At 71.0% G+C, this 24,027-nt stretch carries 19 protein-coding genes and 1 pseudogene; 14 read left to right on the plus strand and 6 right to left on the minus strand.

The features are described from left to right. Positions 1-235 precede the first annotated feature (235 nt). Both J7E96_RS24555 and J7E96_RS24560 read left to right on the plus strand, forming a co-directional pair. Positions 236-1,027 (plus strand): hypothetical protein, encoded by a 792-nt coding sequence (locus tag J7E96_RS24555; protein WP_215133839.1) that lies wholly within the window; start codon positions 236-238, stop codon positions 1,025-1,027. 226 nt (positions 1,028-1,253) lie between these two features. Then, the gene (locus J7E96_RS24560) at positions 1,254-1,697 is read left to right on the plus strand and encodes an ATP-binding protein (protein ID WP_308296114.1); all 444 of its coding nucleotides are present in this window, start codon (positions 1,254-1,256) and stop codon (positions 1,695-1,697) included. Positions 1,698-1,754: 57 nt separating this feature from the next. On the opposite strand, the gene J7E96_RS24565 is transcribed toward J7E96_RS24560, so the two are convergent. Together J7E96_RS24565 and J7E96_RS24570 are read right to left on the minus strand one after the other, a co-directional pair. After that, positions 1,755-2,816 (minus strand): DUF2637 domain-containing protein, encoded by a 1,062-nt coding sequence (locus J7E96_RS24565; protein ID WP_215133841.1) that lies wholly within the window; start codon positions 2,814-2,816, stop codon positions 1,755-1,757. Between the two features lie 222 nt (positions 2,817-3,038). Further along, positions 3,039-3,920: a (2Fe-2S)-binding protein gene (locus J7E96_RS24570; protein ID WP_215133842.1), complete on the minus strand. Its 882-nt coding sequence runs from the start codon at positions 3,918-3,920 to the stop codon at positions 3,039-3,041. 123 nt (positions 3,921-4,043) lie between these two features. Between J7E96_RS24570 and J7E96_RS24575 the strand changes: the two genes are divergently transcribed. After that, positions 4,044-4,826: a GntR family transcriptional regulator gene (locus J7E96_RS24575; RefSeq protein WP_215133843.1), complete on the plus strand. Its 783-nt coding sequence runs from the start codon at positions 4,044-4,046 to the stop codon at positions 4,824-4,826. 2 nt (positions 4,827-4,828) lie between these two features. Here the strand turns inward: J7E96_RS24575 and J7E96_RS24580 are convergent, their stop codons facing one another. Beyond that, the gene (locus J7E96_RS24580; protein ID WP_215133844.1) at positions 4,829-5,602 is read right to left on the minus strand and encodes a hypothetical protein; all 774 of its coding nucleotides are present in this window, start codon (positions 5,600-5,602) and stop codon (positions 4,829-4,831) included. A gap of 235 nt (positions 5,603-5,837) precedes the next feature. Next, positions 5,838-7,574, minus strand: coding sequence for a PucR family transcriptional regulator ligand-binding domain-containing protein (locus J7E96_RS24585; RefSeq protein WP_215133845.1), 1,737 nt, complete (start codon positions 7,572-7,574; stop codon positions 5,838-5,840). Positions 7,575-7,898: 324 nt separating this feature from the next. Between J7E96_RS24585 and J7E96_RS24590 the strand changes: the two genes are divergently transcribed. The 8 genes and pseudogenes from J7E96_RS24590 to J7E96_RS24625 all read left to right on the plus strand — a co-directional run. Continuing rightward, entirely contained in the window at positions 7,899-8,789 is an 891-nt protein-coding gene (locus J7E96_RS24590) for a xanthine dehydrogenase family protein subunit M (RefSeq protein ID WP_215133846.1), read from the plus strand. Positions 8,790-8,791: 2 nt separating this feature from the next. Next, positions 8,792-9,388, plus strand: coding sequence for a (2Fe-2S)-binding protein (locus J7E96_RS24595; RefSeq protein ID WP_215133855.1), 597 nt, complete (start codon positions 8,792-8,794; stop codon positions 9,386-9,388). A gap of 3 nt (positions 9,389-9,391) precedes the next feature. Beyond that, entirely contained in the window at positions 9,392-11,776 is a 2,385-nt protein-coding gene (locus J7E96_RS24600; protein WP_215133857.1) for a xanthine dehydrogenase family protein molybdopterin-binding subunit, read from the plus strand. A gap of 281 nt (positions 11,777-12,057) precedes the next feature. Continuing rightward, positions 12,058-13,524 carry an NCS2 family permease gene (locus tag J7E96_RS24605; RefSeq protein WP_215133859.1) on the plus strand — a complete coding sequence of 489 codons (1,467 nt, stop codon included), beginning with the start codon at positions 12,058-12,060 and terminating at the stop codon, positions 13,522-13,524. Between the two features lie 40 nt (positions 13,525-13,564). Continuing rightward, positions 13,565-14,716: an XdhC/CoxI family protein gene (locus tag J7E96_RS24610; RefSeq protein ID WP_215133861.1), complete on the plus strand. Its 1,152-nt coding sequence runs from the start codon at positions 13,565-13,567 to the stop codon at positions 14,714-14,716. Between the two features lie 27 nt (positions 14,717-14,743). Further along, positions 14,744-15,154: a DUF2809 domain-containing protein gene (locus J7E96_RS24615; protein WP_308296117.1), complete on the plus strand. Its 411-nt coding sequence runs from the start codon at positions 14,744-14,746 to the stop codon at positions 15,152-15,154. A 110-nt stretch (positions 15,155-15,264) separates the two neighbouring features. Continuing rightward, entirely contained in the window at positions 15,265-16,503 is a 1,239-nt protein-coding gene (locus tag J7E96_RS24620; RefSeq protein ID WP_308296118.1) for a glycoside hydrolase family 6 protein, read from the plus strand. 1,001 nt (positions 16,504-17,504) lie between these two features. Beyond that, positions 17,505-17,890 (plus strand): annotated as a pseudogene (locus J7E96_RS24625) (aldo/keto reductase); the annotation flags it as partial. On the opposite strand, the gene J7E96_RS24630 reads toward J7E96_RS24625, so the two are convergent. Together J7E96_RS24630 and J7E96_RS24635 are read right to left on the minus strand one after the other, a co-directional pair. Further along, the gene (locus tag J7E96_RS24630; protein ID WP_215133863.1) at positions 17,788-18,945 is read right to left on the minus strand and encodes an FAD-dependent oxidoreductase; all 1,158 of its coding nucleotides are present in this window, start codon (positions 18,943-18,945) and stop codon (positions 17,788-17,790) included. The pseudogene J7E96_RS24625 and the gene J7E96_RS24630 overlap by 103 nt on opposite strands. Continuing rightward, complete coding sequence (locus J7E96_RS24635) at positions 18,942-19,280, minus strand: bifunctional 3-phenylpropionate/cinnamic acid dioxygenase ferredoxin subunit (RefSeq protein ID WP_215133865.1); 339 nt, start codon at positions 19,278-19,280, stop codon at positions 18,942-18,944. The genes J7E96_RS24630 and J7E96_RS24635 overlap by 4 nt, the downstream gene beginning before the upstream one ends. 165 nt (positions 19,281-19,445) lie before the next feature. Between J7E96_RS24635 and J7E96_RS24640 the strand changes: the two genes are divergently transcribed. From J7E96_RS24640 to J7E96_RS24650, 3 genes are all read left to right on the plus strand, one after another. Further along, positions 19,446-20,273, plus strand: coding sequence for an IclR family transcriptional regulator (locus J7E96_RS24640; RefSeq protein WP_215133867.1), 828 nt, complete (start codon positions 19,446-19,448; stop codon positions 20,271-20,273). Positions 20,274-20,477: 204 nt separating this feature from the next. Continuing rightward, a complete protein-coding gene (locus J7E96_RS24645; protein WP_215133869.1) occupies positions 20,478-21,563 on the plus strand; it encodes an S-(hydroxymethyl)mycothiol dehydrogenase in 1,086 nt (361 codons plus the stop codon). Next, complete coding sequence (locus tag J7E96_RS24650; protein ID WP_215133871.1) at positions 21,563-24,013, plus strand: FAD-dependent oxidoreductase; 2,451 nt, start codon at positions 21,563-21,565, stop codon at positions 24,011-24,013. Before J7E96_RS24645 ends, J7E96_RS24650 begins: the two co-directional genes overlap by 1 nt. The last annotated feature ends 14 nt before the right edge of the window (positions 24,014-24,027 follow it).

A 24,027-nucleotide genomic window follows, 5' to 3' on the forward strand; every position in this document is an offset into this window, starting at 1 on the left:
CCGCATGCGTTGATGGACTCGGCAGAGATCAGAGCAGCCTCAACCCCCTCGTCGACGCCGCGCCGAGATGGTGAGCGGCTTCGCTCTGTCGGCGAGCAGGATGGTGCTGGTCCGTACGAGTGGAATCGCGGGCCGGGGCGGGGCAGGCGCGGCGTGTCGCGGAAGGTTCATTGCGACCGGCTGCTAGCTACCCCCACTCCAGTCAGCGAAAGGGTCTGTGACGCCAGTGACGCGCATGTCTTTCCCCCGCCGCTTCAGCCGCGGCCGTATCTCCGCCGCGGCCGCGGCCGCCGTCGTCATCGCCACGCCCGCCGCGATCGCCGTAGTGCCTGACGCGGTGACCTCGGTCCTGGGTTCCGCCGCCGGGCCCGAGGTCGCGAAGGAGCCCCCCGCGGCCGACGCGGGCGCCCCCGCGTCCGGTACGCCGATCAGGGCCGGACTGCTCAGGCTGGACCTGGGCGCGGCTCTCGGCCCGGCGGGGCACGGCACGGCGGCGGCCCCTGTCGACGGCGCGGTCCAGCTGGACGCGGGCGGGTTCGGCCTCAAGGCCCGCGCGGGCAGCAGGATCGCCCACGGGGACAAGAAGCTGCTGGGCGGCCGGGTCATGCTCGACGGCGGCGTCCGGCTGTCGAGGGGAGACAGGGCGGTCGTCTTCGTCAAGGATGTGGCGGTGGACCTCAGGACCCACGTCGTTACGGCCACGGTGGGGGAGGGCGAGCCGGGTGCGCGGCTCGGCGTACTGGACGAGACCAGGACGAGGCTCCTCCCGCAGACGGCCCCCGGAGACGCGAACATCGCGCTGGGCGGACGGCTGGTGCTGGACCCGGCGGCGGGAGCACGGATCAATGAGGGCCTGCGGGCGGAGGTGTTCGGCGGCGCGGGTACGGGAGCGGGGGCGGCCGGCATCGGAGCGACGTTCGAGGCCGGCGCGGACCTGGACGTCGACCTGGCGTTCGCACTGGGCCTGGACACGGAACTCGGCCTCCAGCCCCACTCGACCGCTGGTGCGCCCGGGGCTCGCGTTTGAAAGTATCGGGGTCGGTATCCGTTCGACGCCTCGGCGGGCTCGCCTCCAGATCCGGATATTCCCCGCACGCCGCTTATTTGACTAATGGATATGAGTGCCATTGCGCGTGCGGGGCATGCATCCCGTGAACCAGTTCGAGAGAAGGGGTCGATCCGGCGTGCGGGTGGGGGCTATGACAGGGCAGAAGGCAAGCGGACGTGGTGCCACCGCGCGAGGACCGTCGCAAGTGCCGGGGGAGGCGGAGGCGGAGGCCGAATCGGACGGGGAGGGGGCACCCATTCAGCTGCGACGCAGACTGGGGCACGCGGAGCTCACAGCGGTTCCGGAGGTACGGCGCGCTCTGCGCGAACTGCTGCTGCGGCACCGGGAAACCCGGACCTCCACGGATGTCGCCGAGCTCCTGACCACCGAGCTGGTGACCAACGCCCTGGTCCACACGGAACACGACGCCGAGGTCACGGCCACCGTCGCCGCCTCCAGGCTCCGGGTAGAGGTACGGGACTTCGTCGCCCGCCCCCCGCAGCCGCGCACCCCGCCGGCCGACGAGGGTACGCACGGCAGGGGCCTCCTACTGGTCCAGGCGCTCGCGGACGCGTGGGGCGTACGGGCGCAAGGCGTAGGAAAAGTGGTCTGGTTCGAACTCGACATGGGCGGCGGCGGGCCGGCGTAACCGCCAGTCCCGCCGCCAGTTTCGCCGCCACGCCCGCTGCCAAGCCCGCGCGTGGCCTCAGCCGAATTGCTGCTCAAGGTCCTTGAGCTTGCGCTCCAGCGAGTCGAGCCGTGGCAGAGCCTGCGTGTCGTCCTCGGCGGTGAGGTCGACGGTCGACACCTTTTCAGCGCCTTTCACGGCCTGAAGGGAGGGCCTTTGTCGAAGCGGCAGTTGTCCGGGTTCTGATATGGCGGGCTCCGCGACCGCCTGCGGCGGCGCGGAGCCCGAACCGGCAGCGATGGCGGAGACCTCCACGACCTGCCGCCCGCCGCCCACACGACCGCGCCCCCAGGCCCGGTGCTGCCGGTTGATGGCCTTCAACTGGGCGCGCTCCAGCTTCTGGTGGTCGCGCCGGCGAATGCGGTTCTGTTCCTTCTCGCGTGCGTCCTCGCGCACCTCCTCCACCGCTTCGTCCAGCGTGCGCACGCCCTCCAGGAGCATCAGCGACCACGCACCGAAGGTCTCCCTGGGCGCCCGTAGCCACCGTACGATCCGGATCTGCGGCAACGGGCGCGGTACCAGGCCCTGCTCGCGCAGCGCGGCCCTGCGGGTCTGCTTCAGCGCCCGGTCGAACAGCACCGCGGCCGAGAGCGACATCCCGGCGAAGAACTGGGGAGCGCCGTCGTGGCCGAGGCCCCGGGGCGCGTGCACCCAGTTGAACCAGGCGGCGGCGCCGGCGAACAGCCAGACGAGGAGGCGCGAACCGAGCGCCGCGTCACCGTGGCTCGCCTCGCGCACCGCGAGCACCGAGCAGAACATGGCGGCGCCGTCGAGGCCGAACGGGACGAGGTACTCCCAGCCGCCGGTGAGGTTGAGGTTTTGCCGGCCGAAGCCGACCAGGCCGTGGAAGGAGAGTGCGGCGGCGACCGCGGCGCAGCAGAAGAGCAGCAGGTACGAGGCGATCCCGTAGATCGCTTCCTTCCGCCTGCGCCGCTCCTCCGTACGTTCCCACGAATCGTCGGCTGCGGCCTTGCCACCGGCGCGCTTGCCGCGCGCGAGCACCGCAACCGCCGCCAGGACCCCCGCCAGCATCACGCCACCCGGAAGCAGCCAGTCAAGCGATATGTCGGTCAGTCTCATGTGCGGTGTCCCTTGCATCGCGGTAGGGCGTATCGGGCGCCATATTGGCGGAATCGAAGTGGCCCAAAGAGGCTTTCGGTGCAAGAGGACGCCAAGGGAGTGCCAGGGCACGCGAATAGGTGCGATCTGGTCGAACCGCCGTACGCAGTCGGCCGGTTGAGTTCGATTTATGCCACCTGATCGGGTGGCGTGCCGGTGGCCGGCCTGGAGGTGCCCCTGCCGTCAGACCGTCGCGACAGCGGACGCCGCTGCCGCCGCGGCTTCCTCGCTCAGCTTCCGTACGCGCTCGGCGTCGCACGTACGAGGACAGGTCACGCAGGTGTCGTCCGGGCGCAGCGTGTAGAAGAGGCAGCAGCTCGCGCGGTCGCGGGTCGGCAGCGACTCACCGTTCGGTCCGGTCAGTTCGCGGAAGTCGGCCGTCCCGGCGTACGGCTTGGTCGTACCCGGCAGCAGCTCCTCCAGCTCCCGCATCGCGCGCCGCTCCTCGCCGAGCAGGTGCGCGATGTACCAGATCCCTTCCACGATCTCGTCCGTGGCGATGCCCCACAGCGCGCGCTTTCCGCGCCGCATCCGGGGCCCGAAGCCGTCGAGCACCGGACCGAGGTGCTGGGCGACGGCGTCCCGTACCTCACCGCGCAGGGCCTCCTCGTCCGGTACGACGCGGGCGCCGGGCAGGGCGGCGGCCGGGTCGCCCGGCAGGCAGGCGAATTCCCGCACGCGTACGGTCATGCGGCCCAGCGTCCGCTGGAACGCGACGTCCTCGACGGGCACGCGGGGTACCCGGCGGTGCAGAAACCACGGCACGGTGATCAGCAGGCAGGCGGGCCAGGCGTAGCGGTGGAGGCCGAAGCTGGCGACGACGTCGGGGCGGGCCTGCTGGCCGTAGTCGCGCAGAACCTGCGCGTTGTCCCAGGCCAGAAAGGCGTCGAGCGCGGCGCCGCCGGCCGCCAGCTCCGCGGCCCCGACCCAGCCGCCGCCTCCGGGCTGCGGCTCTCCGTCCGCCAGCTCGTGTACGCGCAGACCGGAGAAGACCTCCGTGAGGCGGGCGTAGGAGGCCGCGACGGGGGAGGCGGCGACGCCGGGGAAAAGAGCGGGGACGGTCATGCAGGGGACCACCGAATCGCGATCGTTTGCAGGTAAGCCTTACCTTACCCGATCAATGCGATGTTTGAACTGTTACCCGGCCCGCCTATCGTCCATATGGGACACAGCACCGGAGGAACCCGCATGGAGCAGCAGCAGGGCAGACCGCGCGAGGCGGCGTACGGACACGCCGCCACGCAGGTGCCGTCCGTGCGCGTACCGGAGCAGGCGCGGGGCGAGCAGGCGCGGGGCGAGCAGGCGCGCGGCGAGCACACCCACAGCGAGCCCCCGGCCCCTCGCCTCGTCCAGCGCCACTCGGTGCGCGGCCAGATCCTCGACGCCCTGCGCGCCGCCCTCGTCAGCGGCGAGCTGGTCCCCGGCGAGGTCTACTCCGGCCCCGCCCTCGGCGCCCGCTTCGGCGTCTCCGCGACCCCGGTCCGCGAAGCCATGCAGCAGCTGGCGCAGGAGGGCGCGGTGGAGGTCGTACCGAACCGCGGCTTCCGCGTGACGGTCCGCACCTCGGTGGAACTCGCCGAGCTCGCGGAAGTGCGGTCGCTCATCGAAGTCCCGGTCATGCTCCGCCTGGCCCGTACGATCCCGGTCGCCCGGTGGTGCGAGCTGCGCCCACTGGCGGAGGCCACCACGGCGGCGGCGGCGACGGGCAACCGGGCGGCGTACGCCGAATCGGACCGCGCGTTCCATCGCGCGATCCTCTCCCTCTCCGGCAACCGCCAGCTGGTCACGGTCGCCGACGACCTCCACCGCCGCTCCCAGTGGCCCCTGCTCACAGCGGACCCCCTGGGCCGCCGGGCGGACCTCCTCGCGGACGCCGCCGAACACCTGGCCCTGCTGGACGCGCTGGCGGCGCAGGACCTGACGGTGGTTCAGTCCCTGGTACGCGAACACTTCGCGGGCGCGGACCGCTGAGATCACACCGCCGCGGACGGTGACAACTGCGCCGCCAGCCACGTCGGTACGCCGCCCAGGAGCCGGAACAGGCGGCCCGCCTCCGCCCGCAGGCGAGTCGCCTCCGGCTCGGGTTCCGCGTCGGCGAGGGCTGCCAGGGCGGGGGCCGTGCCGACCAGGTAGCCCAGTTCCTCCCGTATCCGCAGCGACTCCGCGAAGCCGTGCCTGGCGTCCGCCAACTCGCCCTCGCGCAGGGACAGTCCGGCCAGATGGCGCCACGTGAACGAGAGCAGCAGTGTCTCGCCGTGCGTCGTCGCGCCCGCGTGAGAGCGACGGTAGGCGGCGCGGGCCGACTGCGGGGAGTCGGAGATGTGTTCGGCGATCAGGCCGCGCCGGAAGTCGAGGAGCGGGCGGCCCGGCGCCGTCGGGGCCAGCAGCGCCGCCGCTCTGCCGAGCGCGGAGCGCGCCTCGTCGGCGCGGTCGCGGGCGCCGAGCACCGTCGAGGCGTACGCCAGCTGGCCGCGCTCGCACGCCGCCGCGCCCCGCTCGTCGTCGCTCTGGGCAACCGCCTCCGCCGTACGCAGGGCGTCCTCGGCCTCCGCCCAGCCCCGCTCCGTGAACAGGCAGCGCTCTACGAGCAGCGATGCCCGCTGGAGCGCGGCGGCAGGGGTCGCGGCGGCGCCCCCATGTGGTTCGAGCAGGGCCGCGGCGTCGGTCCAGCAGCCACGCGAGCGCAGCCGCCATACCGCGGTCTGGAGTGGGCTTCCGTCCCCTGCGGTCGTTCCAGAACCGGACATGACGGTATGCGCCACATTGCCCTCCCCGAGCAGCACGTCATTGAGCTGTGAGTATCGGTTGTGCGGTTGTGGGCGAATCTCAGCACGGAATGGCACTCCGGGCCAAGAGCTCAGGTGAATGAATTCACAAACGGCCGGTCAGGGCGGCCACTTGGCTGAGAGTGGGGGCGCCCCGGGTTGACGCCGGGGGCCGGCCGGCTCCGCTGCGCCCCGCAGGACCCGCAGCGGCGGCCGGCTAGCTCATCCTCAGTGCGAGGAAGAAGTCCAGCTTGTCCTCCAGACGCGACAGGTCACGACCCGTCAGTTGCTCGATCCTGCCAACCCGGTAGCGCAGGGTGTTCACGTGCAGATGCAGCCGAGCCGCGCAGCGCGTCCAGGAACCGTCGCAGTCGAGGAACGCCTCCAGCGTGGGAATGAGTTCCGCGCGGTGCCGCCGGTCGTAGTCCCGCAGCGGATCCAGCAGCCGCGCCGTGAACGCCCGGCGCACGTCGTCCGGCACGAACGGCAGCAGCAGCACGTGCGACGCCAGCTCGTGGTGGCCGGCCGCGCAGACCCGGCCGGGCCGCGCCGCCGCCACCCGGCGCGCGTGCCGGGCCTCCTCCAGCGCCCCGCGCAGCCCCTCCGCCGAGTGCACGGCCGCGCTGACACCCAGTGTCAGTCGCCCGTCGTCGGCGAGGCCGCCCGAGAGCGGCTCGCGCACCGCCTCCAGGAGTACGTCGGCGTGCAGGCCGACCCGGGAGACCGACGGGCCCTCGGCCCCCTCCTCGCCGTCGCCGGCGTCCTCGACCGCCACCGCCGGCAGCGGTACGAGCGCGATCGCCTCGTCGCCCGCGTGCGCCACCGCGATCCGGTCCGAGGAGTCGGAACCGGCCACCGCCGGGTCGACCAGTATTTCCTCCAGCAGCGTCTGCGCGACCGGCCCGGACTGGATCGCGGCGGCCGGCCCGCCGGAGACGCCCGGGCCCGCCTCCAGCCAGTCGACCCGCGCCACGACCACCTGCCAGTGCGGCGCCGAGCCCAGACCCGGCAGCAGCACCGGTGCGGCGACCCGCAGGCGGGCCGCGATCTCGGCGGGTGCCGCGCCCGTCTGCACCAGCTCCAGGACCTCCTGGGCGAGGCGGCGGCGTACCGTACGGGCCGCGTCGCGCCGGTCGCGCTCGACGGCGATCAGCTGCGTCACCCCCTGGAGCAGGTCCAGACGGGCGGCGGGCCAGTCGCCCGCGTCCGCCTCCACCGCCAGCAGCCAGTCCGACAGCACGCTCTCGCGTACGTCGCGGGAAGCGGCGGCAGCCGCGGCGCCCCGCCCGGCGCTCCTGATCGGGAACAGTGAGTACGTCGTGCCCCGCACGGAGGCCCGGTGCGGCGCCCGGCGCCCCGTACGGCTCGCGGCCAGATGCTCGCCCGCGAGGACGGGACCGACGGCCGGCGGCAGCGGGTCACCGGCGCCCGCGATCTGGCGGCCGGTGGGCGACAGCACCCAGGCGCGCAGGTCCAGGTCGGAGGTCAGCAGGTCCAGCACCACCTCGGGGCCGCCACCCGCCGGGCCCGACGTCATCAGCCTGCGGTGCCGGTCGACGACCGCCGCCAGGTCACCGGCCCGTTCGCCGGACACCTGGCGCACCACGTACTCGGTGATGGTCGCGAAGGCGACGGCCTCGCTCACCGCGAACAGCGGCAGCCGGTGCCGTACGCACGCCTCGACCAGGTCGCTCGGGATCGCGCCCAGCTCCGCCTCGCCCGCCGCCAGCCCGACGACGCCCGCGCTCGCCAGGATGCGTACGAAGGGCTCGGAGTCCTCGGCGTCGCGCCGCCACGCCAGCCCGGTGAGCACCAGCTCGCCGCCGGACAGGTAGCGGCTCGGATCCCGCAGGTCGGTGGTCATCACACCGCGCACGGTGCGGTCGAGCTCTTCCTCGCCGCCGAGCAGCAGCAGGCCCAGCGCGTCGTTCTCCAGCAGTGCGCGCAGCCGCATGGGTGTTCGCCGCCGATCTGTCTCTTGGTGTGGATGGAGTGTGTTTGTGGGTTCCCGAAGAAAGCCGTGAGGTTGCCGAGGTTCGCCTTTCGTTCGAATCTACAAGACGTGAGCAGTCACCAGCCAACTCCTTCATGGTTTCGGTGACTGCACCAGGCGGAGCCCCGGCGGTGTACTTGGGCCAAGCCACGTGAACAGCAGATGAACGCCCAGAGCGACCCAGAACGGCTTAGAACAACCAGGCCGAAGGCCGACAAAGCCTGCGGTTGGCCGTCTCCAGCCCCAGCGATACGCGAACCACCCGATTGAGAAGAAGAGAGCCTCATGGACTTCCTTCGCCCCGCCAGCTGGGAGGAGGCGCTCGCCGCCAAGGCCGAGCACCCCACGGCTGTGCCCATCGCGGGCGGCACAGATGTCATGGTCGAGATCAACTTCGACCACCGCCGCCCCGAGTACCTCCTGGACCTGAATCGCATCGGCGAACTCCGCGAGTGGGAGGTGGGCGAGGAGACCGTACAGCTCGGCGCTTCCGTCCCGTACACCCAGATCATGGACCACCTGCGGGCGGAACTGCCGGGCCTCGCGCTCGCCGCCCACACCGTCGGATCGCCCCAGATCCGCAACCGCGGCTCGGTCGGCGGCAACCTCGGTGCCGCTTCCCCGGCCGGTGACTCGCACCCCGCCCTGCTGTCCGCGGGCGCCGAGGTCGAGGCCGAGTCGGTACGCGGTACGCGTCTCATCCCGGTCGAGGAGTTCTACACCGGTGTGAAGCGCAACGCGCTGGAGCCGGACGAGCTGATCAAGCGCGTCCACATCAAGAAGGCCGACGGGCCGCAGCAGTTCTCCAAGGTGGGTACGCGTAACGCCATGGTCATCGCGGTCTGCGCGTTCGGTATCGCGCTGCACCCGCAGACCCGCACGGTGAAGACGGGCATCGGCTCGGCCGCCCCGACCCCGCTGCGGGCCCGCGCCGCCGAGGACTTCCTGAACGCCGCGCTCGAAGAGGGCGGGTTCTGGGAGAGCGGCAAGATCATCACTCCCTCGATCGCCAAGCAGTTCGCGGACCTCGCGTCCGGCGCCTGCAACCCGATCGACGACGTGCGCGGTACCGCGAAGTACCGCCGTCACGCGGTCGGCATCATGGCCCGCCGCACGCTGGGCTGGACCTGGGAGCAGTACCGCGGCACCGGCCGCACGCTTGAAGGAGCTGCATAGCAATGCGCGTGAATTTCACGGTCAACGGCCGTAAGCAGGAAGCGGACGACGTCTGGGAGGGCGAGAGCCTGCTCTACGTCCTGCGCGAGCGCATGGGCCTGCCGGGCTCCAAGAACGCGTGTGAGCAGGGCGAGTGCGGCTCTTGTACGGTCCGCCTCGACGGCGTCCCCGTCTGCGCCTGTCTCGTCGCCGCCGGTCAGGTGGAGGGCCGCGAGGTCGTCACGGTCGAGGGCCTCGCCGACTTCGCCAAGCAGCGCGAAGAGGGCTGCGCGAGCGGTGCCTGCGGCTCCGGCGGTACGTCGCTCCAGGCCGCCCAGCAGTGGCAGGCCAAGGGGACGGACTCCCAGACCGGCGAAGGGGAAGAGCTCGCCCCCATCCAGCAGGCGTTCATCGACGCCGGCGCCGTGCAGTGCGGTTTCTGCACCCCGGGTCTGCTGGTCGCCGCCGACGAGCTCCTTGAGCGCAACGCCGAGCCGTCCGACGCGGACATCCGCGAGGCGCTCTCGGGCAACCTGTGCCGCTGCACCGGTTACGAGAAGATCCTGGACGCGGTGCGCCTCGCCGCCGCTCGCCAGGACCGCCAGGAAAGCGGGGTCTGATCCATGGGCGTCACAGGTACCCCCACCAGCATCAACCAGGGCACGAAGACCAAGGGCGGCATCGGCGAGTCCACGCTCCGCCCCGACGGCACCCTGAAGGTCACCGGCGAGTTCGCGTACTCCTCGGACATGTGGCACGAGGACATGCTCTGGGGCCACACGCTGCGCTCCACCACCGCGCACGCCGAGATCCGGTCGATCGACACGTCCGAGGCCCTGGCCATGCCCGGCGTCTACGCCGTGCTGACGTACGACGACCTGCCCACCGAGGTGAAGAACTACGGCCTGGAGATCCAGGACACCCCGGTTCTCGCCAACGGCAAGGTCCGTCACCACGGTGAGCCGGTGGCCATCGTCGCCGCCGACCACCCGGAGACGGCCCGCCGCGCCGCCGCCAAGATCAAGATCGACTACGTCGAGCTCCCCGTCATCACCGACGAGGCCTCGGCGACCGCGCCCGACGCGCTGCTGATCCACGAGGGCCGCGACGACCACCACATCGGTCACGTCCCGCACCCGAACATCGTGCACCGCCAGCCGATCATCCGCGGCAACGCCGACGAGGCCGCCAAGCGCGCCGACGTCATCGTCTCCGGCGAGTACACCTTCGGCATGCAGGACCAGGCGTTCCTCGGCCCCGAGTCCGGCCTTGCCGTACCCGGCGAGGACGGCGGCGTCGACCTGTACGTCGCCACCCAGTGGCTGCACTCGGACCTCAAGCAGATCGCCCCCGTCCTCGGCCTGCCCGAGGAGAAGGTCCGCATGACGCTCTCCGGCGTCGGCGGTGCCTTCGGCGGCCGCGAGGACATCTCGATGCAGATCCACGCCTGCCTGCTCGCCCTGCGTACGGGCAAGCCGGTCAAGATCGTCTACAACCGGTTCGAGTCCTTCTTCGGTCACGTCCACCGCCACCCGGCGAAGCTCTGGTACGAGCACGGCGCGACCAAGGACGGCAAGCTCACGCACATGAAGTGCCGGATCGTGCTGGACGGCGGCGCCTACGCGTCGGCCTCCCCGGCGGTCGTCGGCAACGCTTCGTCGCTGAGCGTCGGCCCGTACGTCGTCGAGGACGTCGACATCGAGGCCATCGCGCTCTACACGAACAACCCGCCCTGCGGTGCCATGCGCGGCTTCGGCGCCGTCCAGGCGTGCTTCGCCTACGAGGCGCAGATGGACAAGCTCGCGGCGAAGCTCGACATGGACCCGGTGGAGTTCCGCCGGATGAACGCCATGGAGCAGGGCACGCTCCTGCCGACCGGCCAGCCGTGCGACTCCCCGGCGCCCGTAGCCGAGCTGCTGCGCCGCATCAAGGCCATGCCGATGCCGCCCGAGCAGCAGTGGCTGGCGGCCGGCGAGCAGGCCGACGTACGCGCGCTGCCCGGTGGTCTGTCGAACACCACGCACGGCGAAGGTGTCGTACGGGGCGTCGGTTACGCGGTCGGCATCAAGAACGTCGGCTTCTCCGAGGGCTTCGACGACTACTCCACCGCCCGTGTGCGCATGGAGGTCATCAACGGCGAGCCGGTCGCGACCGTGCACACCGCGATGGCGGAGGTCGGCCAGGGCGGTGTCACCGTCCACGCGCAGATCGCCCGCACCGAGCTGGGCGTCACGCAGGTGACGATCCACCCGGCCGACACCCAGGTCGGCTCGGCGGGCTCCACGTCCGCGTCCCGCCAGACGTACGTCACGGGTGGCGCGGTCAAGAACACCTGCGAGAACGTCCGCGAGAAGGTCCTGGAGATGGGGCGGGCCAAGTTCGGCTCGTACCACCCGGCCTGGGCGACGGCCGAGCTGCTGCTCGAAGGCGGCAAGGTCGTCACCGACGGCGGCGAGGTGCTGGCCGACCTGGTCGACGTACTCGAAGGTGAGTCGGTCGACCTGGAGCTGGAGTGGCGCCACCGGCCGACCGAGGCGTTCGACCTGCGTACGGGACAGGGCAACGGCCACGTCCAGTACTCCTTCGCCGCGCACCGCGCGGTGGTGGAGGTCGACACCGAGCTCGGCCTGGTGAAGGTCATCGAGCTGGCCTGCGCGCAGGACGTCGGCAAGGCGCTCAACCCGCTGTCCGTGGTCGGCCAGATCCAGGGTGGAACCACCCAGGGCCTGGGCGTCGCGGTCATGGAGGAGATCATCGTCGACCCGAAGACCGCGAAGGTGCGCAACCCCTCCTTCACGGACTACCTGATCCCCACCATCCTCGACACGCCGACGATCCCCGTCGACGTACTCGAACTCGCCGACGAGAACGCGCCCTACGGTCTGCGTGGCATCGGCGAGGCCCCCACACTCTCGTCGACTCCGGCCGTCCTCGCGGCGATCCGGAACGCGACGGGTCTGGAACTCAACAGGACGCCGGTACGCCCCGAGCACCTCACCGGCACCTGATCACCTGAGTTCCACCGAAAGCTCCCCGGGCGGTGCCGTGCCTCCAGGAACGTCACACTTCCACCGCCTGACACCGCCCGGGGTCAGCAAGTGCCGCACCGCTCGCGGTTCTAGCAGCACCAGCAGTTCCTCAACCGCTCACAGATACACCCAGCAGAACCCCCGAATAACCCAGTTCGTCTCGGGCCGTTCCCCCGGGTCGTGCAGCCCTCGCAGCATCCCAAATCCCGCGTTTCCAATCTCCATGCGGGTGCCCCTTTGAACCTTGGGAGACAGGCACCATGACCCAGCAGTCCACAGAGCCGACGACCACGGCGGAGGACGCCGGCGCAGGTACGCGCCAGCCCGCCGGCCGTTCCTGGCTCGACCGGTACTTCCACATATCCGACAGAGGATCCTCGATCGCGACCGAGGTTCGCGGCGGCATCACCACCTTCATGGCGATGGCGTACATCCTCCTGCTCAACCCGCTGATCCTCAACGGCAAGGACGTGGCCGGCAACAGCCTCAGCCAGCCCGCCCTCATCACCGCGACTGCTATTGCCGCCGCTGTGACCACCCTGCTCATGGGCTTCTGGGGCAAGGTCCCGCTCGCCCTCGCGGCCGGTCTCAGCGTCTCCGGTGTGCTCGCCTCGCAAGTCATCCAGGTGATGACCTGGCCGCAGGCCATGGCCATGTGTGTGGCCTACGGCGCCGTGATCTGCCTCCTGGTGATCACCGGCCTCCGTGAGCTGATCATGAACGCGATCCCGCTCGCGCTCAAGCACGGCATCACCATGGGCATCGGCCTCTTCATCGCGCTGATCGGCCTCGTCAAGGCCGGCTTCGTGCACGAGAACCCCGCCTTCGGCGGCGGTCCCGTGACCCTCGGCCCGACAGGTGAACTGGCCGGCTGGCCCGTCCTGATCTTCGCGGTCACCCTGCTGCTGATCTTCGCGCTGCAGGCCCGCAACGTCCCCGGCGCCATCCTGATCGGCATCGTGGCGGGCACCGTCCTCGCGGTGGTCCTCAACGCGATTGCCGACATCCCGTCGAAGGCCTGGTCCTTCCGCGCGCCCGAGCTGGAAGGCAGCGCGGTCTCGGCCCCGGACTTCTCACTCTTCGGCGAAGTGTCCTTCAGCGGCTTCGGAGAAGTCGGCTACATCACGGTCACCATGATCGTCTTCACCCTGGTGCTGGCGGGCTTCTTCGATGCCATGGCCACCATCATCGGTGTCGGCAGCGAGGCCAAGCTCGCCGACGACAAGGGCCGCATGCCCGGCCTGTCCAAGGCGCTCTTCATCGACGGCGCCGGCGGTGTCATCGGCGGTGTCGGCGGCGCCTCCGGCCAGACCGTCTTCGTCGAATCGGCGACCGGTGTCGGTGAGGGTGCCCGTACGGGTCTCTCCTCCGCGGTCACCGGCGCGTTCTTCGCGGCCTGCCTCTTCTTCACCCCGCTCACCGCGATCGTGCCGGCGGAGGTCGCCTCCGCGGCCCTGGTCGTCATCGGCGCGATGATGATGCAGAACGCCAGGCACATCGACTGGAGCGACCGCGCCACCGCGATCCCGGTGTTCCTGACCGTGGTCCTGATGCCCTTCACCTACACCATCACCACGGGTGTGGCCGCCGGTGTCATCTCCTGGGTCGTCATCAAGGTGGCGCAGGGCAAGGCCCGCGAAGTGAGCGCCTTCATGTGGGGCCTGACCGCGATCTTCGTCGTGTACTTCGCGATCCATCCGATCGAGTCCTGGCTGGGCGTCGGATAGCCCCCCGAGCCCGCCCTCCCCACCCCGTAAGGAGACAGTCATGCTGGACATCGCCGAAGAACTCAACCGGTGGGTCGAGCAGGGTCGTGACTTCGCCGTGGCCACGGTCGTGGCGACACACGGCAGCTCGCCCCGCCAGCCGGGAGCGGCCCTCGCGGTCGACTCCGACGGCACGGCGATCGGCTCTGTCTCCGGCGGGTGTGTGGAGGGCGCGGTCTACGAACTGTGCCAGCAGGCGCTCCAGGACGGCGAAACCGTCCTGGAGAGCTTCGGCTACAGCGACGAGGACGCGTTCGCCGTGGGTCTGACCTGCGGCGGCGTGATCGACATCCTCGTCACTCCGGTACGCGCGGACTCTCCCGGCGGGGAGGTGTTCGCGGCAGCGCTGGCCACCGCCGCACGTGGGGATGCGGCGGCGGTCGCGCGGATCACCGACGGGCCGGCCGAAGTCATGGGCCGCGCTCTGCTCGTCCGCCCCGACGGTTCGTACGACGGCGTGCTTGGTGGGCACCCCGAACTGGACCGTACGGCGGCGGGCGAGGCCCGCGCCATGCTCGACGCCGGACGGACCGGCACCGTCCTCATCGGTGAGGACGGCTCACGCTGCGGCCGGCCGCTGACGCTCCTCGTCGAGTCGAGCGTCCCCGCCCCGCGCATGATCGTCTTCGGCGCCATCGACTTCGCCTCCGCGCTGGTGCGCGTAGGCAAATTCCTGAACTACCACGTGACGGTGTGCGACGCCCGTCCCGTCTTCGCCACCGCAGCCCGTTTCCCCGAGGCCGACGAGATCGTCGTCGAGTGGCCGCACCGCTACCTGGAGTCGACCGAGACCGACGGCCGTACGGTGCTCTGCGTCCTCACCCACGACGCCAAGTTCGACGTCCCGCTGCTGGAACTGGCGCTGCGGCTGCCGGTCGCGTACGTCGGCGCGATGGGCTCCCGCCGCACCCATGAGGACCGCAACAAGCGGCTGCGGGACGTCGGCGTCACAGACCTCGAACTGGCCCGCCTGCGCAGCCCCATCGGCCTCGACCTCGGCGCCCGTACGCCCGAGGAGACCGCACTGTCGATCGCCGCGGAGATCGTCGCCGTACGGCGCGGCGGCAGCGGCGTGTCGCTGACCGGCGCGCACACCCCGATCCACCACGAGGGTCCTCGGACGCCGACGGGGCGGATAGGTTCCGTGGCCTGACGGGGGTACGGACGTACAGTGTCCGGCGTGAGTGATCCCCTGCGCCGCGCCCGCGCCCGGACGCGCATCCTGGCGGCAGTGGCCGCGGGCCTGACGCTGTGCGCGGGGCTGGGAGTCCGGGGCGTGGCGGACGGGGACGTCGCCAAGTACACGGGGGACGCGCTCTACACCGTCCTCCTCTGCACGCTCGTCGTGCTGCTCGCGCCCAGGACCCGTCCGCCGCGGGCGGCCGCCGTCGCGCTCGCTCTCAGCTGGGCCGTCGAGTGCGCCCAGCTCACCGGCGTACCAGATGCCCTGGCCGAGCGCGGCATCGTCGCCCGGCTCGTGCTCGGCTCGACCTTCAACGCGCCCGACCTGCTCTGGTACGCCGTCGGGGCGGGCCTTTTCCTGCTCATATGCACCGTGGTGCCCCGGCCGGGCGGCCTGCGTCACTCCTAGTGACCGCGCCTGCCGCCGGACACGCCTTCGACCACTGAACTCGACGAGGCCGTGCCGGGTTGTGGGAGCGCTCCCGCTCCCGTCGCCGCCCGCGACCCTGGAGCGAACCTGTGCGCAACACAAGACCTGTCCTCCGTACCGCACTCCCTCTGACCCTGACCACCGGCCTGGCTGCGGCGTTGCTTCTGGGCTCGCCGCCCGCCACCGCCACCGAAGACCCGGTCGACGCCGTCGCCGCCAGCCTCTACGCCCCTGCCGCCAACCCGGCCGCGTACCACCAGGCCGACGAGCTGGAGCGGGCCAAGCAGCGGCGCGAGGCCGCAGGCCTTCGGGCCATGGCCCGGGCCCCGCACGCTGTCTGGCTCGCCGGCCGGACCCCGGACGAGGTCAGGAACGAGACACGCGGTGTGGTCCGCGACGCCGCCCGGCGCAAGGCGACGCCGACGCTGGTCCTCTACAACGTCCCCGGCCGCGACTGCTCCCTCTACTCGGCGGGCGGCCTGCGCGACTCCACCGAGTACCGGGCCTGGGTCGGCGCCGTGGCGGAGGGCATCGGCGACAGCCGGGCGATCGTCGTCGTCGAACCGGACGCGCTGGCGCTGGTGCCGGCCGACTGCCCCAGCAGCAGCAGCGGCGGAAAGGACGGGAAGGACGCGAAGGACGCCGAGAAGGCGAAGGACGCCGCGACCGCCGCACGTTACGCCCAGGTCGCCGACGCCGTCACCACCCTCGGCACGCTGCCCCACGCGAAGGTGTACGTCGACGCCGGGCATCCGGCCTGGCACACGGTGGACAGCATCGTGCCCCGGCTGATCAAGGGCGGCGTCCAGCGCGCCAGGGGCTTCTCGGTGAACGTCTCCAACTACAGCACCGACGACGCCAACGCCTGGTACGGCAGGCTGATTTCCTCCTGCCTCGCCTACGTCGACACGGGCGGGAAGGCGTCCGCCTGCCCCACGCAGAAGTGGAAGCGCGCCGATGCCCAGCGCTGGCTCGACCGGCACGCGCACTTCGCCCCCGACCGTATGAAGCACTTCGTCACCGACACCAGCCGTAACGGCCAGGGCCCGTGGACCCCGCCCGCCGGTAAGTACAAGGACGCGCAGGACTGGTGCAACCCGCCGGCCCGCGGCCTCGGCGCCCGCCCCACCACCCGCACCGGCGACCCGCTCAACGACGCGAACCTGTGGATCAAGACCCCGGGGGAGTCGGACGGCGAGTGCCTGCGCGGCACGAAGGGCCCCAAGGACCCCGAGCGCGGCACGATCGACCCGAAGGCGGGCGTCTGGTTCCCCGACCAGGCGCTCGAGCTGGTCCGGCTCGCGAACCCGGCGATCATGCCGCGCTGAAGAACCGGTCGTTCGTACAGCTCTGACTGGCATGGCAGGCGTTGCCGCCGCGCTTCTCGTGGACGCAGGAGAAGCGCGACGGCATGCCGGACTTACCGTTCTCGCGCAGACCTTGGCGGAGGCCGCCGCTCCATTCGGAGACGGCAATTCCATTACCCCTTTGCATGCACCGAGATTTGCAATTCAACTAACTCGCTATTCAACTATCCTTGCCTGCCGCTTCATAACTTCGATTCAACAAAATGTTGACACCCTTCTGTCTTCGTCACTAGGTTGGTGATCGACCAACACGGGGGTCCACCAAGCAGTTTGACTGACTGTGAGATTTCCTGGCGCGACTTCAGCTTTCTGCGTCGCGCGGGATTCCCCCGGAACTGACACGGAGGGATGAGATGCGTCTCAAGCGCGTAATTGCGACGGGTGCGGCCGCTGCCGCCATAAGTGTGGGAATGCTTGCTACGGCTGGCCCGGCTCACGCAAGTGCGAAAAGTTGCAGCAACAGTCTCGTTACAAAGGCATGCGTCTCTGTAAAGGGTTCTGGCCTCATGGTCAGGGAAGTCAAGGCGTACGGCGATTGCACTCAGTACCCGGGTTGCACCCCCAATCCGCGTGCGGTGGTCGCTACGAAGTTCAGGCTCGAGATCAAGGAACCGGGGCGGCCTGTCTACAAGAAGACGTCACCCACCAGGAACTACAAGGCAAATGAAGTGGGCATCAGGATTACGCCCAACAGGAACTACAGGCACAACACCAAGGTCTGTGTCACCTCGTGGCGTAATACTGACAAGGTGGGTACGGCCTGTGTGACGGTCCACCGCTAATCGCGGCGTCGGACTGTGCGACCCCTGGTGAACCCGGCCGGGGTTGCACAGTCCGACGGTGGTTCTGGCAGGTTGGTGCCAGGCTCGTGGCGGTGCGGAGGCCGTCCGGCAGACTCGGGGCATGCCGAGCGATCGTGGGCGGGCGATACGAGTGCTGCGCCGCGCGGTCGAGCTCGGTGTGACGAGTTCCTGCGTAGCTGTGGTGAGCAGGGCGTCGCGTTCGTGGCCTTCTATGCGATCGCCGGCGCCGGGCGCGAGGCCGGCGCGAGTGGCGCGGACACCGACGCGGTGCGTGACGTCGCGCGCGCCCATGGGGTGAGCGCGGCGCAGGTCCGGCTGGCCTGGACGCTGCAACAGGCCCGCACGTGCTGGCCATCCCCGGCACCGGCAATCCGGACCACCTCGACGAGAACGTGGCCGCCGGTGCGCTGAGGCTCTCCGCGGACGAACTGGCCGCCTCGGCTCACACCGGTACGCCTGAGGTGAGCTCCCTGCGCAACCGCATGAAGGAACGCGGGCGGTTGAGGGCGAGCGCGCCGGTCACGGTGCCGTCGGGTCGCTCGTAGACGGCGAGAAAGCTGCGTTCCCCGGGCGAGCCGTCGGTTATGCGCACGGTGCTGTCCGGGAGGCGCCGGCCGGCGAACTGGATGCGCACGCCGTACTGGTCGGACCAGAAGTACGGGAGTGGGCGGGCCGTCTCGACCGTGCGCCCCGCGAGCAGATTGCGTACGGCGACGGCCGGCTGCTCCGTGGCGCTGGTCCAGTGTTCGGTGCGGGTGCCTCCCACCCGCGCCACATCGCCCACCGCCACCACCTGCGGCAGCGTGGTGACACCGCCGTCGTCGCACAGCACTCCGTCGTCGACGGCGAGCGCGGAGCCCTCGAGCCAGCGGGTGTTGGGCACGGCGCCGATGCCGACGACGACCACTTCGGCGGGCAGGAGCCGGCCGTCGTCGAGCTGTACGCCGGTCACCGCGCCGGTGCCGCGCAGCGCGGCCACTCCGGTGCCGGTGATGAGCCGTACGCCCCGGTCGGCGTGCAGCGATGCGCAGATTGTGGCCATGGCTTCGCCGAGTTGGGGCAGGAGTGGCAGTGGCGCGGCCTCCACCACGGTCACGTGATGGCCCAGCGCGACGCAGGAGGAGGCGACCTCGGAGCCGATGAAGCCTCCGCCGACGACCACGACGCGTACCGCCTGGCGCCCGGTCAGTGCGGCGCGCAGGGTCCGCGCGTCGTCAAGGGTGCGCAGGGTGTGTACGCCGCCCAGTGCGGCGCCGGGGAGCCGGCGCGCGGCGGCTCCGGTGGCCAGGACCACGCCGTCGGCGGCGACCGTACGGCCGGTGTCCAGGTGGAGGGTGCGGCCTCTGACGTCGAGGCGCCGGGCGCGTACGCCCAGCAGCCACTCGGCGTCCAGGTCCGCCTCCTCCTCCGGGTCGGAGAGGGCGAGTTGGTCTTCGTCCATGGCGCCCGTGAGGAACTCCTTGGAGAGCGGAGGCCGGTCGTACGGGCGGTGGATCTCATCGCCGATGATCACCAGCCTGCCGTCGTACCCCTCGCCGCGCAGCGCCCGCGCCGCGTACAGGCCGGCGAGCGAGGCTCCCACGACGGCTACGGTCCTCACGCGACGCTTCCTTCCCTCGCCGCTTCCGCATCGGCCGGCACCTGGACATGGACGAAACCGCTGTCGTCGACCGACACCCGGTGGGTGCGGACCGGGCGGCGCGCGGGCAGGCAGCTGGGCTGCCCGGTCCGCAGGTCGAAGGCGGCGGCGTGCAGCGGGCATTCGACGAAGCAGCCCTCCAGCCAGCCCTCGGAAAGCGAGGCGTCCTGGTGGGAGCAGGTGTCGTCGATCGCGTAGAGCGCGCCCCCGGTGCGGAACACCGCGATCGGCGGCTCGGTGGAGAGACGGACGGACTCGCCCTCGGGCAGGTCGTCGAGGTGGCAGACAGGAATCACCAGAGCCCCCTGAGTTCGCTCTTCGGTAACATGATGTTCCAGATGGCGCATCAAGGCGCGTGATGCGCAACAGATGCGGAACACAATCCGGATCGGGAGCCGCTGCGTCAAGGGCCCCCATGGAAGTCGGCCGGGAATCGGCCGCCAGGTGGTGAGAGCGGACACATGGCGAGCAAGGGCACGAAGGGCATCAAGGTCACTACGGAGGAGCCGGACGACGCGAAGCGGGCCAAGGGAGGCGCGAGTTCCGTTCAGTCGGTGGACCGCGCGGTGAGCGTGCTGGAGATCCTGGCGAGGCTCGGCGAGGCGGGGGTCACCGAGATCGCCGAGGAGTTGGACGTACACAAGTCGACCGCGTTCCGGCTGCTCGGTGTGCTGGAGAACCGGGGTCTGGTCGGTCAGGCTAAGGACCGGGGGAAGTACTACCTGGGCGCCGGGGTGCTCAGACTCGCGGGCGCGGCGGCGGGACGGCTCGACATCTCGCAGGAGAGCGCGCCCGTGGTGCGTGAACTGGCCGACGAGGCGGGGGAGACCGTCAACATCGCCGTGCTGGACGACGATGCGGCGGTCAACGTCATGCAGGCGCGCGGCGCGGCGTCGGTCACCGCGCAGAACTGGCTCGGGCGGCGTACGCCCCTGCATGCCACGTCCAGCGGGAAAGTGCTGCTGGCGGGGCTGCCGACGGCGATGCAGGAGATTTTTCTGGCGCGCCGGCTGCCGAGATTCACCGAGCACACGGTCACGTCGGCCGCTGAGTTGAGGGCGCAGCTCGCGGAGATCTCGTCGGAGGGGTACGCCGTCGTGGCCGAGGAGATGGAGGTCGGGCTGAGCGCGGTCGCGGCGCCGGTGCGGGCGCACGACGGGCAGGTGATCGGGGCGGTCAGCGTGTCCGGGCCGGTGTACCGGATGGACGAGGCGCGGCTGGAGGAGCTGGCGAAACTGGCGGTCGACGCGGCGAGGGAGCTGTCGTACCGCATGGGGTACCGGATCTGACTTCTTGTCACCCTGGCGGTCCCCAAACGCCGGACGGGCTGAAAGTTGCCGTAAGCGGCAGCATCAGCCCGTCCGGCGTTTGAGGACACCGGCGCTCTGCCCCCTGACCACTCCGCCCCCTTGACGGGCCGCCGATCGCGTTCCCAGTATGTCTCTCATCGCGCAACCAGTCGTGCAATGCGCAACAAAAGGAGGGGTCGGATCGTGCCTCATGAGGTCCGTGCGGTAGTCGCCACCAAGAGGGGCGCCCCCGTCGAAATACAGACGATCACCGTCCCCGATCCCGGTCCGGGAGAGGTCCTGATCGGTGTCCAGGCCTGCGGGGTCTGCCACACCGATCTGCACTACCGGGAGGGCGCCATCAACGACGACTTCCCCTTTCTGCTCGGCCACGAGGCCGCCGGCATCGTCGAGGCCGTGGGCGACGGCGTCGCCGAACTGGCCCCCGGCGACTACGTCGTCATCGCCTGGCGGGCCCCCTGCGGCGACTGCCGTTCCTGCCGCCGCGGCCGGCCCTGGTACTGCTTCGACAGCCGCAACGCCACCCAGCCCATGACGCTGCTCGACGGCACCCCGCTCACCCCCGCCCTCGGCATCGGCGCCTTCGCGGAGAAGACGCTCGTCGCCGCCGGCCAGGCCGTGAAGGTCAGCCCCGCCGCCCGCCCCGAGGCCGCCGGCCTCATCGGCTGCGGCGTCATGGCCGGGTACGGCGCGGCCGTCAACACCGGGGGCGTCGGCCGCGGCGACACCGTCGCCGTCATCGGCTGCGGCGGCGTCGGCAACGCCGCCATCGCCGGAGCCGCGCTCGCCGGAGCCCGCCGGGTCATCGCCGTCGACATCGACGACGCCAAGCTCGACGGCGCCACCCGCTTCGGCGCCACCCACACCGTCAACTCCCGCGGCACGGACGCCGTCGAGGCCGTACGCGAACTCACCGGCGGCTTCGGTGTCGACGTCGCGATCGACGCGGTGGGGCGCCCCGAGACGTACCGCCAGGCGTTCTACATGCGCGACCACGCCGGGGTGCTCGTCCAGGTCGGCGTCCCCGAGCCGGACATGCGGCTCGACATCCCGCTGATCGATCTCTTCTCGCGCGGCGGCGCGCTCAAGTCGTCCTGGTACGGCGACTGCCTGCCCAGCCGGGACTTCCCGATCCTCATCGACCAGTACCTCAGCCGCAAGCTCGATCTCGGCGCGTTCGTCAGCGAGACGATCGGCCTCGACGACGTCGAGGAGGCCTTCGCCAAGATGCGGCGCGGAGAAGTGCTCCGCTCGGTGGTGGTGCTCTGATGGCGCCGACGGTACGAGCCGTTCCGCGCGTGGTCGTCATCGGCGCGGGCATCGTCGGCTGCTCGCTCGCCGACGAACTCACCGCCCGCGGCTGGACCGACGTAACCGTCCTCGAACAGGGACCGCTGCCCGCCCCCGGCGGCTCCACCTCGCACGCGCCGGGGCTCGTCTTCCGAACCAACCCGTCCAAGTGCCTGACGGATTTGGCCAGTTACACCGTTGAGAAGTTCAGTGCCCTGCGGGTGGACGGGCGGGCCTGCTTCGACCCCGTCGGCGGTCTCGAAGTCGCCACCACCCCCGCCCGCCTCGCCGACCTCCACCGCAGGGCCGGCCTCGCCGCCTCCTGGGGCGTCGAAGGGGAAGTCGTCGGCCCCGACGAGTGTCTCAAGCTCTGGCCCTTCCTCGACCCGGACCTCGTGCTCGGCGGTTTCCACACCCCCGGCGACGGCCTCGCGCGCGCCCTGCCCGCCTCCCGCGCGCAGCTGGAGCGGGCCACCGCGCGCGGCGCCCGCTTCCTCGACCGTACGACCGTCACCGGCATCGAGCAGCGCGGCGGCCGCGTCACCGGCGTCGTCACCGACCAGGGCACCGTCCCCGCCGACCACGTCGTGTCGGCGGCCGGGTTCTGGGGGCCGGTCGTCGGACGCATGGCGGGCGTCGGCATCCCCCTTCTGCCGCTGGCCCACCAGTACGCCCGCACCACCCCGCTCGACGAGCTCGCGGGCGCGGTACAGGACGCCACCCGGCCCATCCTCCGCCACCAGGACCGCGACCTGTACTTCCGCGAGCACGCCGACCGCATCGGCATCGGCTCGTACGCCCACCGGCCGCTGCCCGTCGACCCGTTCACCGTGCCGCGCTACGACGACGCCCCCGTCATGCCCTCTTCGTACCCCTTCACCGAGGACGACTTCGCCCCCAGCTGGGAAGACGCCAAGGCCCTGCTGCCCGCCCTCGCCGCCTCCCGCGTCCACGAAGGCTTCAACGGCGTCTTCTCCTTCACCCCCGACGGCATGCCCGTCCTCGGCGAGACCCGCGAACTGCGCGGGTTCTGGCTCGCCGAAGCCGTCTGGGTCACTCACTCCGCCGGTGTCGCCAAGGCGCTCGCCGAGTGGATGACCGAGGGCCGGCCCTCCATCGACCTGCACGAATGCGACCTGACGCGCTTCGAGACCGCGCAGCGCTCACCGGCGTACGTCGAGGAGCGAGCGGCGCGGCAGTTCGTCGAGGTGTACGACATCATCCATCCGCTCCAGCCACCCGAGCACCCCCGCCCCCTGCGCGTCAGCCCCTTCTACGCCCGACAGCGCCGGCTCGGCGCCCACTTCCTGGAGGGCGGCGGCTGGGAGCGCCCGCACTGGTACCAGGCCAACGCGCCCCTCGCCGAGACGATCACGCTCCCCACCCGCGACGACTGGTCCGCCACGCACTGGTCCCCGATCGCCGCCGCCGAGGCGAAGGCGACGCGCGAGAAGGTGGCGCTGTACGACATGACGCCGCTGCGGCGCCTCGAAGTCACCGGACCCGGCGCCCTCGACTTCCTTCAGCGGACCACCACCAACAACCTGGCCAAGAAGCCCGGTTCGGTCACGTACACCCTGCTCCTCGACGAGGCGGCGGGCATCCTCTCCGACCTCACCGTCGCCCGCCTCGCCGAGCACCACTTCCAGATCGGCGCGAATTCGCCCGCCGACCTGGATCTGCTGCTCCGCCGAGCCCCCGACGACGTACAGATCCGCGACATCACCGCGGGCACCTGCTGCATCGGCGTCTGGGGTCCGCTCGCCCGCGACCTCGTCCAGCCACTCACCCGCGACGACCTCTCCCACCAGGGCCTCGGCTACTTCAAGGCCCGCCAGACCCACATCGGCCACGTCCCGGTCACGGCGATGCGGCTGAGTTACGTCGGCGAGCTCGGCTGGGAGCTCTACACCACCGCCGACCTGGGGCTCAGGCTCTGGGACACCCTCTGGGAGGCCGGACAGCGGCACGGTGTCGTCGCGGCCGGGCGCTCGGCCTTCAACAGCCTGCGCCTGGAGAAGGGTTACCGGGCCTGGGGCCAGGACATGACCGCCGAGCACAACCCGTACGAAGCGGGCCTCGGTTTCGCCGTCCGCATGAACAAGGGCGACTTCACCGGGCGCGCCGCCCTCGAAGCACACGTGGCGCGCGGTGAGCCGGCCCGTAAACTCACCGCCCTCACCCTCGACGACCCCACCGCCGTCGTCCTCGGCAAGGAGCCGGTGTCCATCGACGGGGCCGGGCGCCCCGCCGGCTACGTCACCAGCGCCGGCTACGGCTACACGCTGGGCCGGTGCATCGCGTACGCCTGGCTGCCGCCGCTGGCCCCCGGCACCCCCGTCCACATCGCCTACTTCGGCGAGAAGACGGCCGCGACCGTCGCCGAAGAGCCCCTCTTCGACCCGCAGATGACCCACATCCTCAAGTGAGCGAGGTCTCGCGA

This window comes from Streptomyces sp. ISL-96, from assembly GCF_018614035.1.
Classification (GTDB): domain Bacteria; phylum Actinomycetota; class Actinomycetes; order Streptomycetales; family Streptomycetaceae; genus Streptomyces.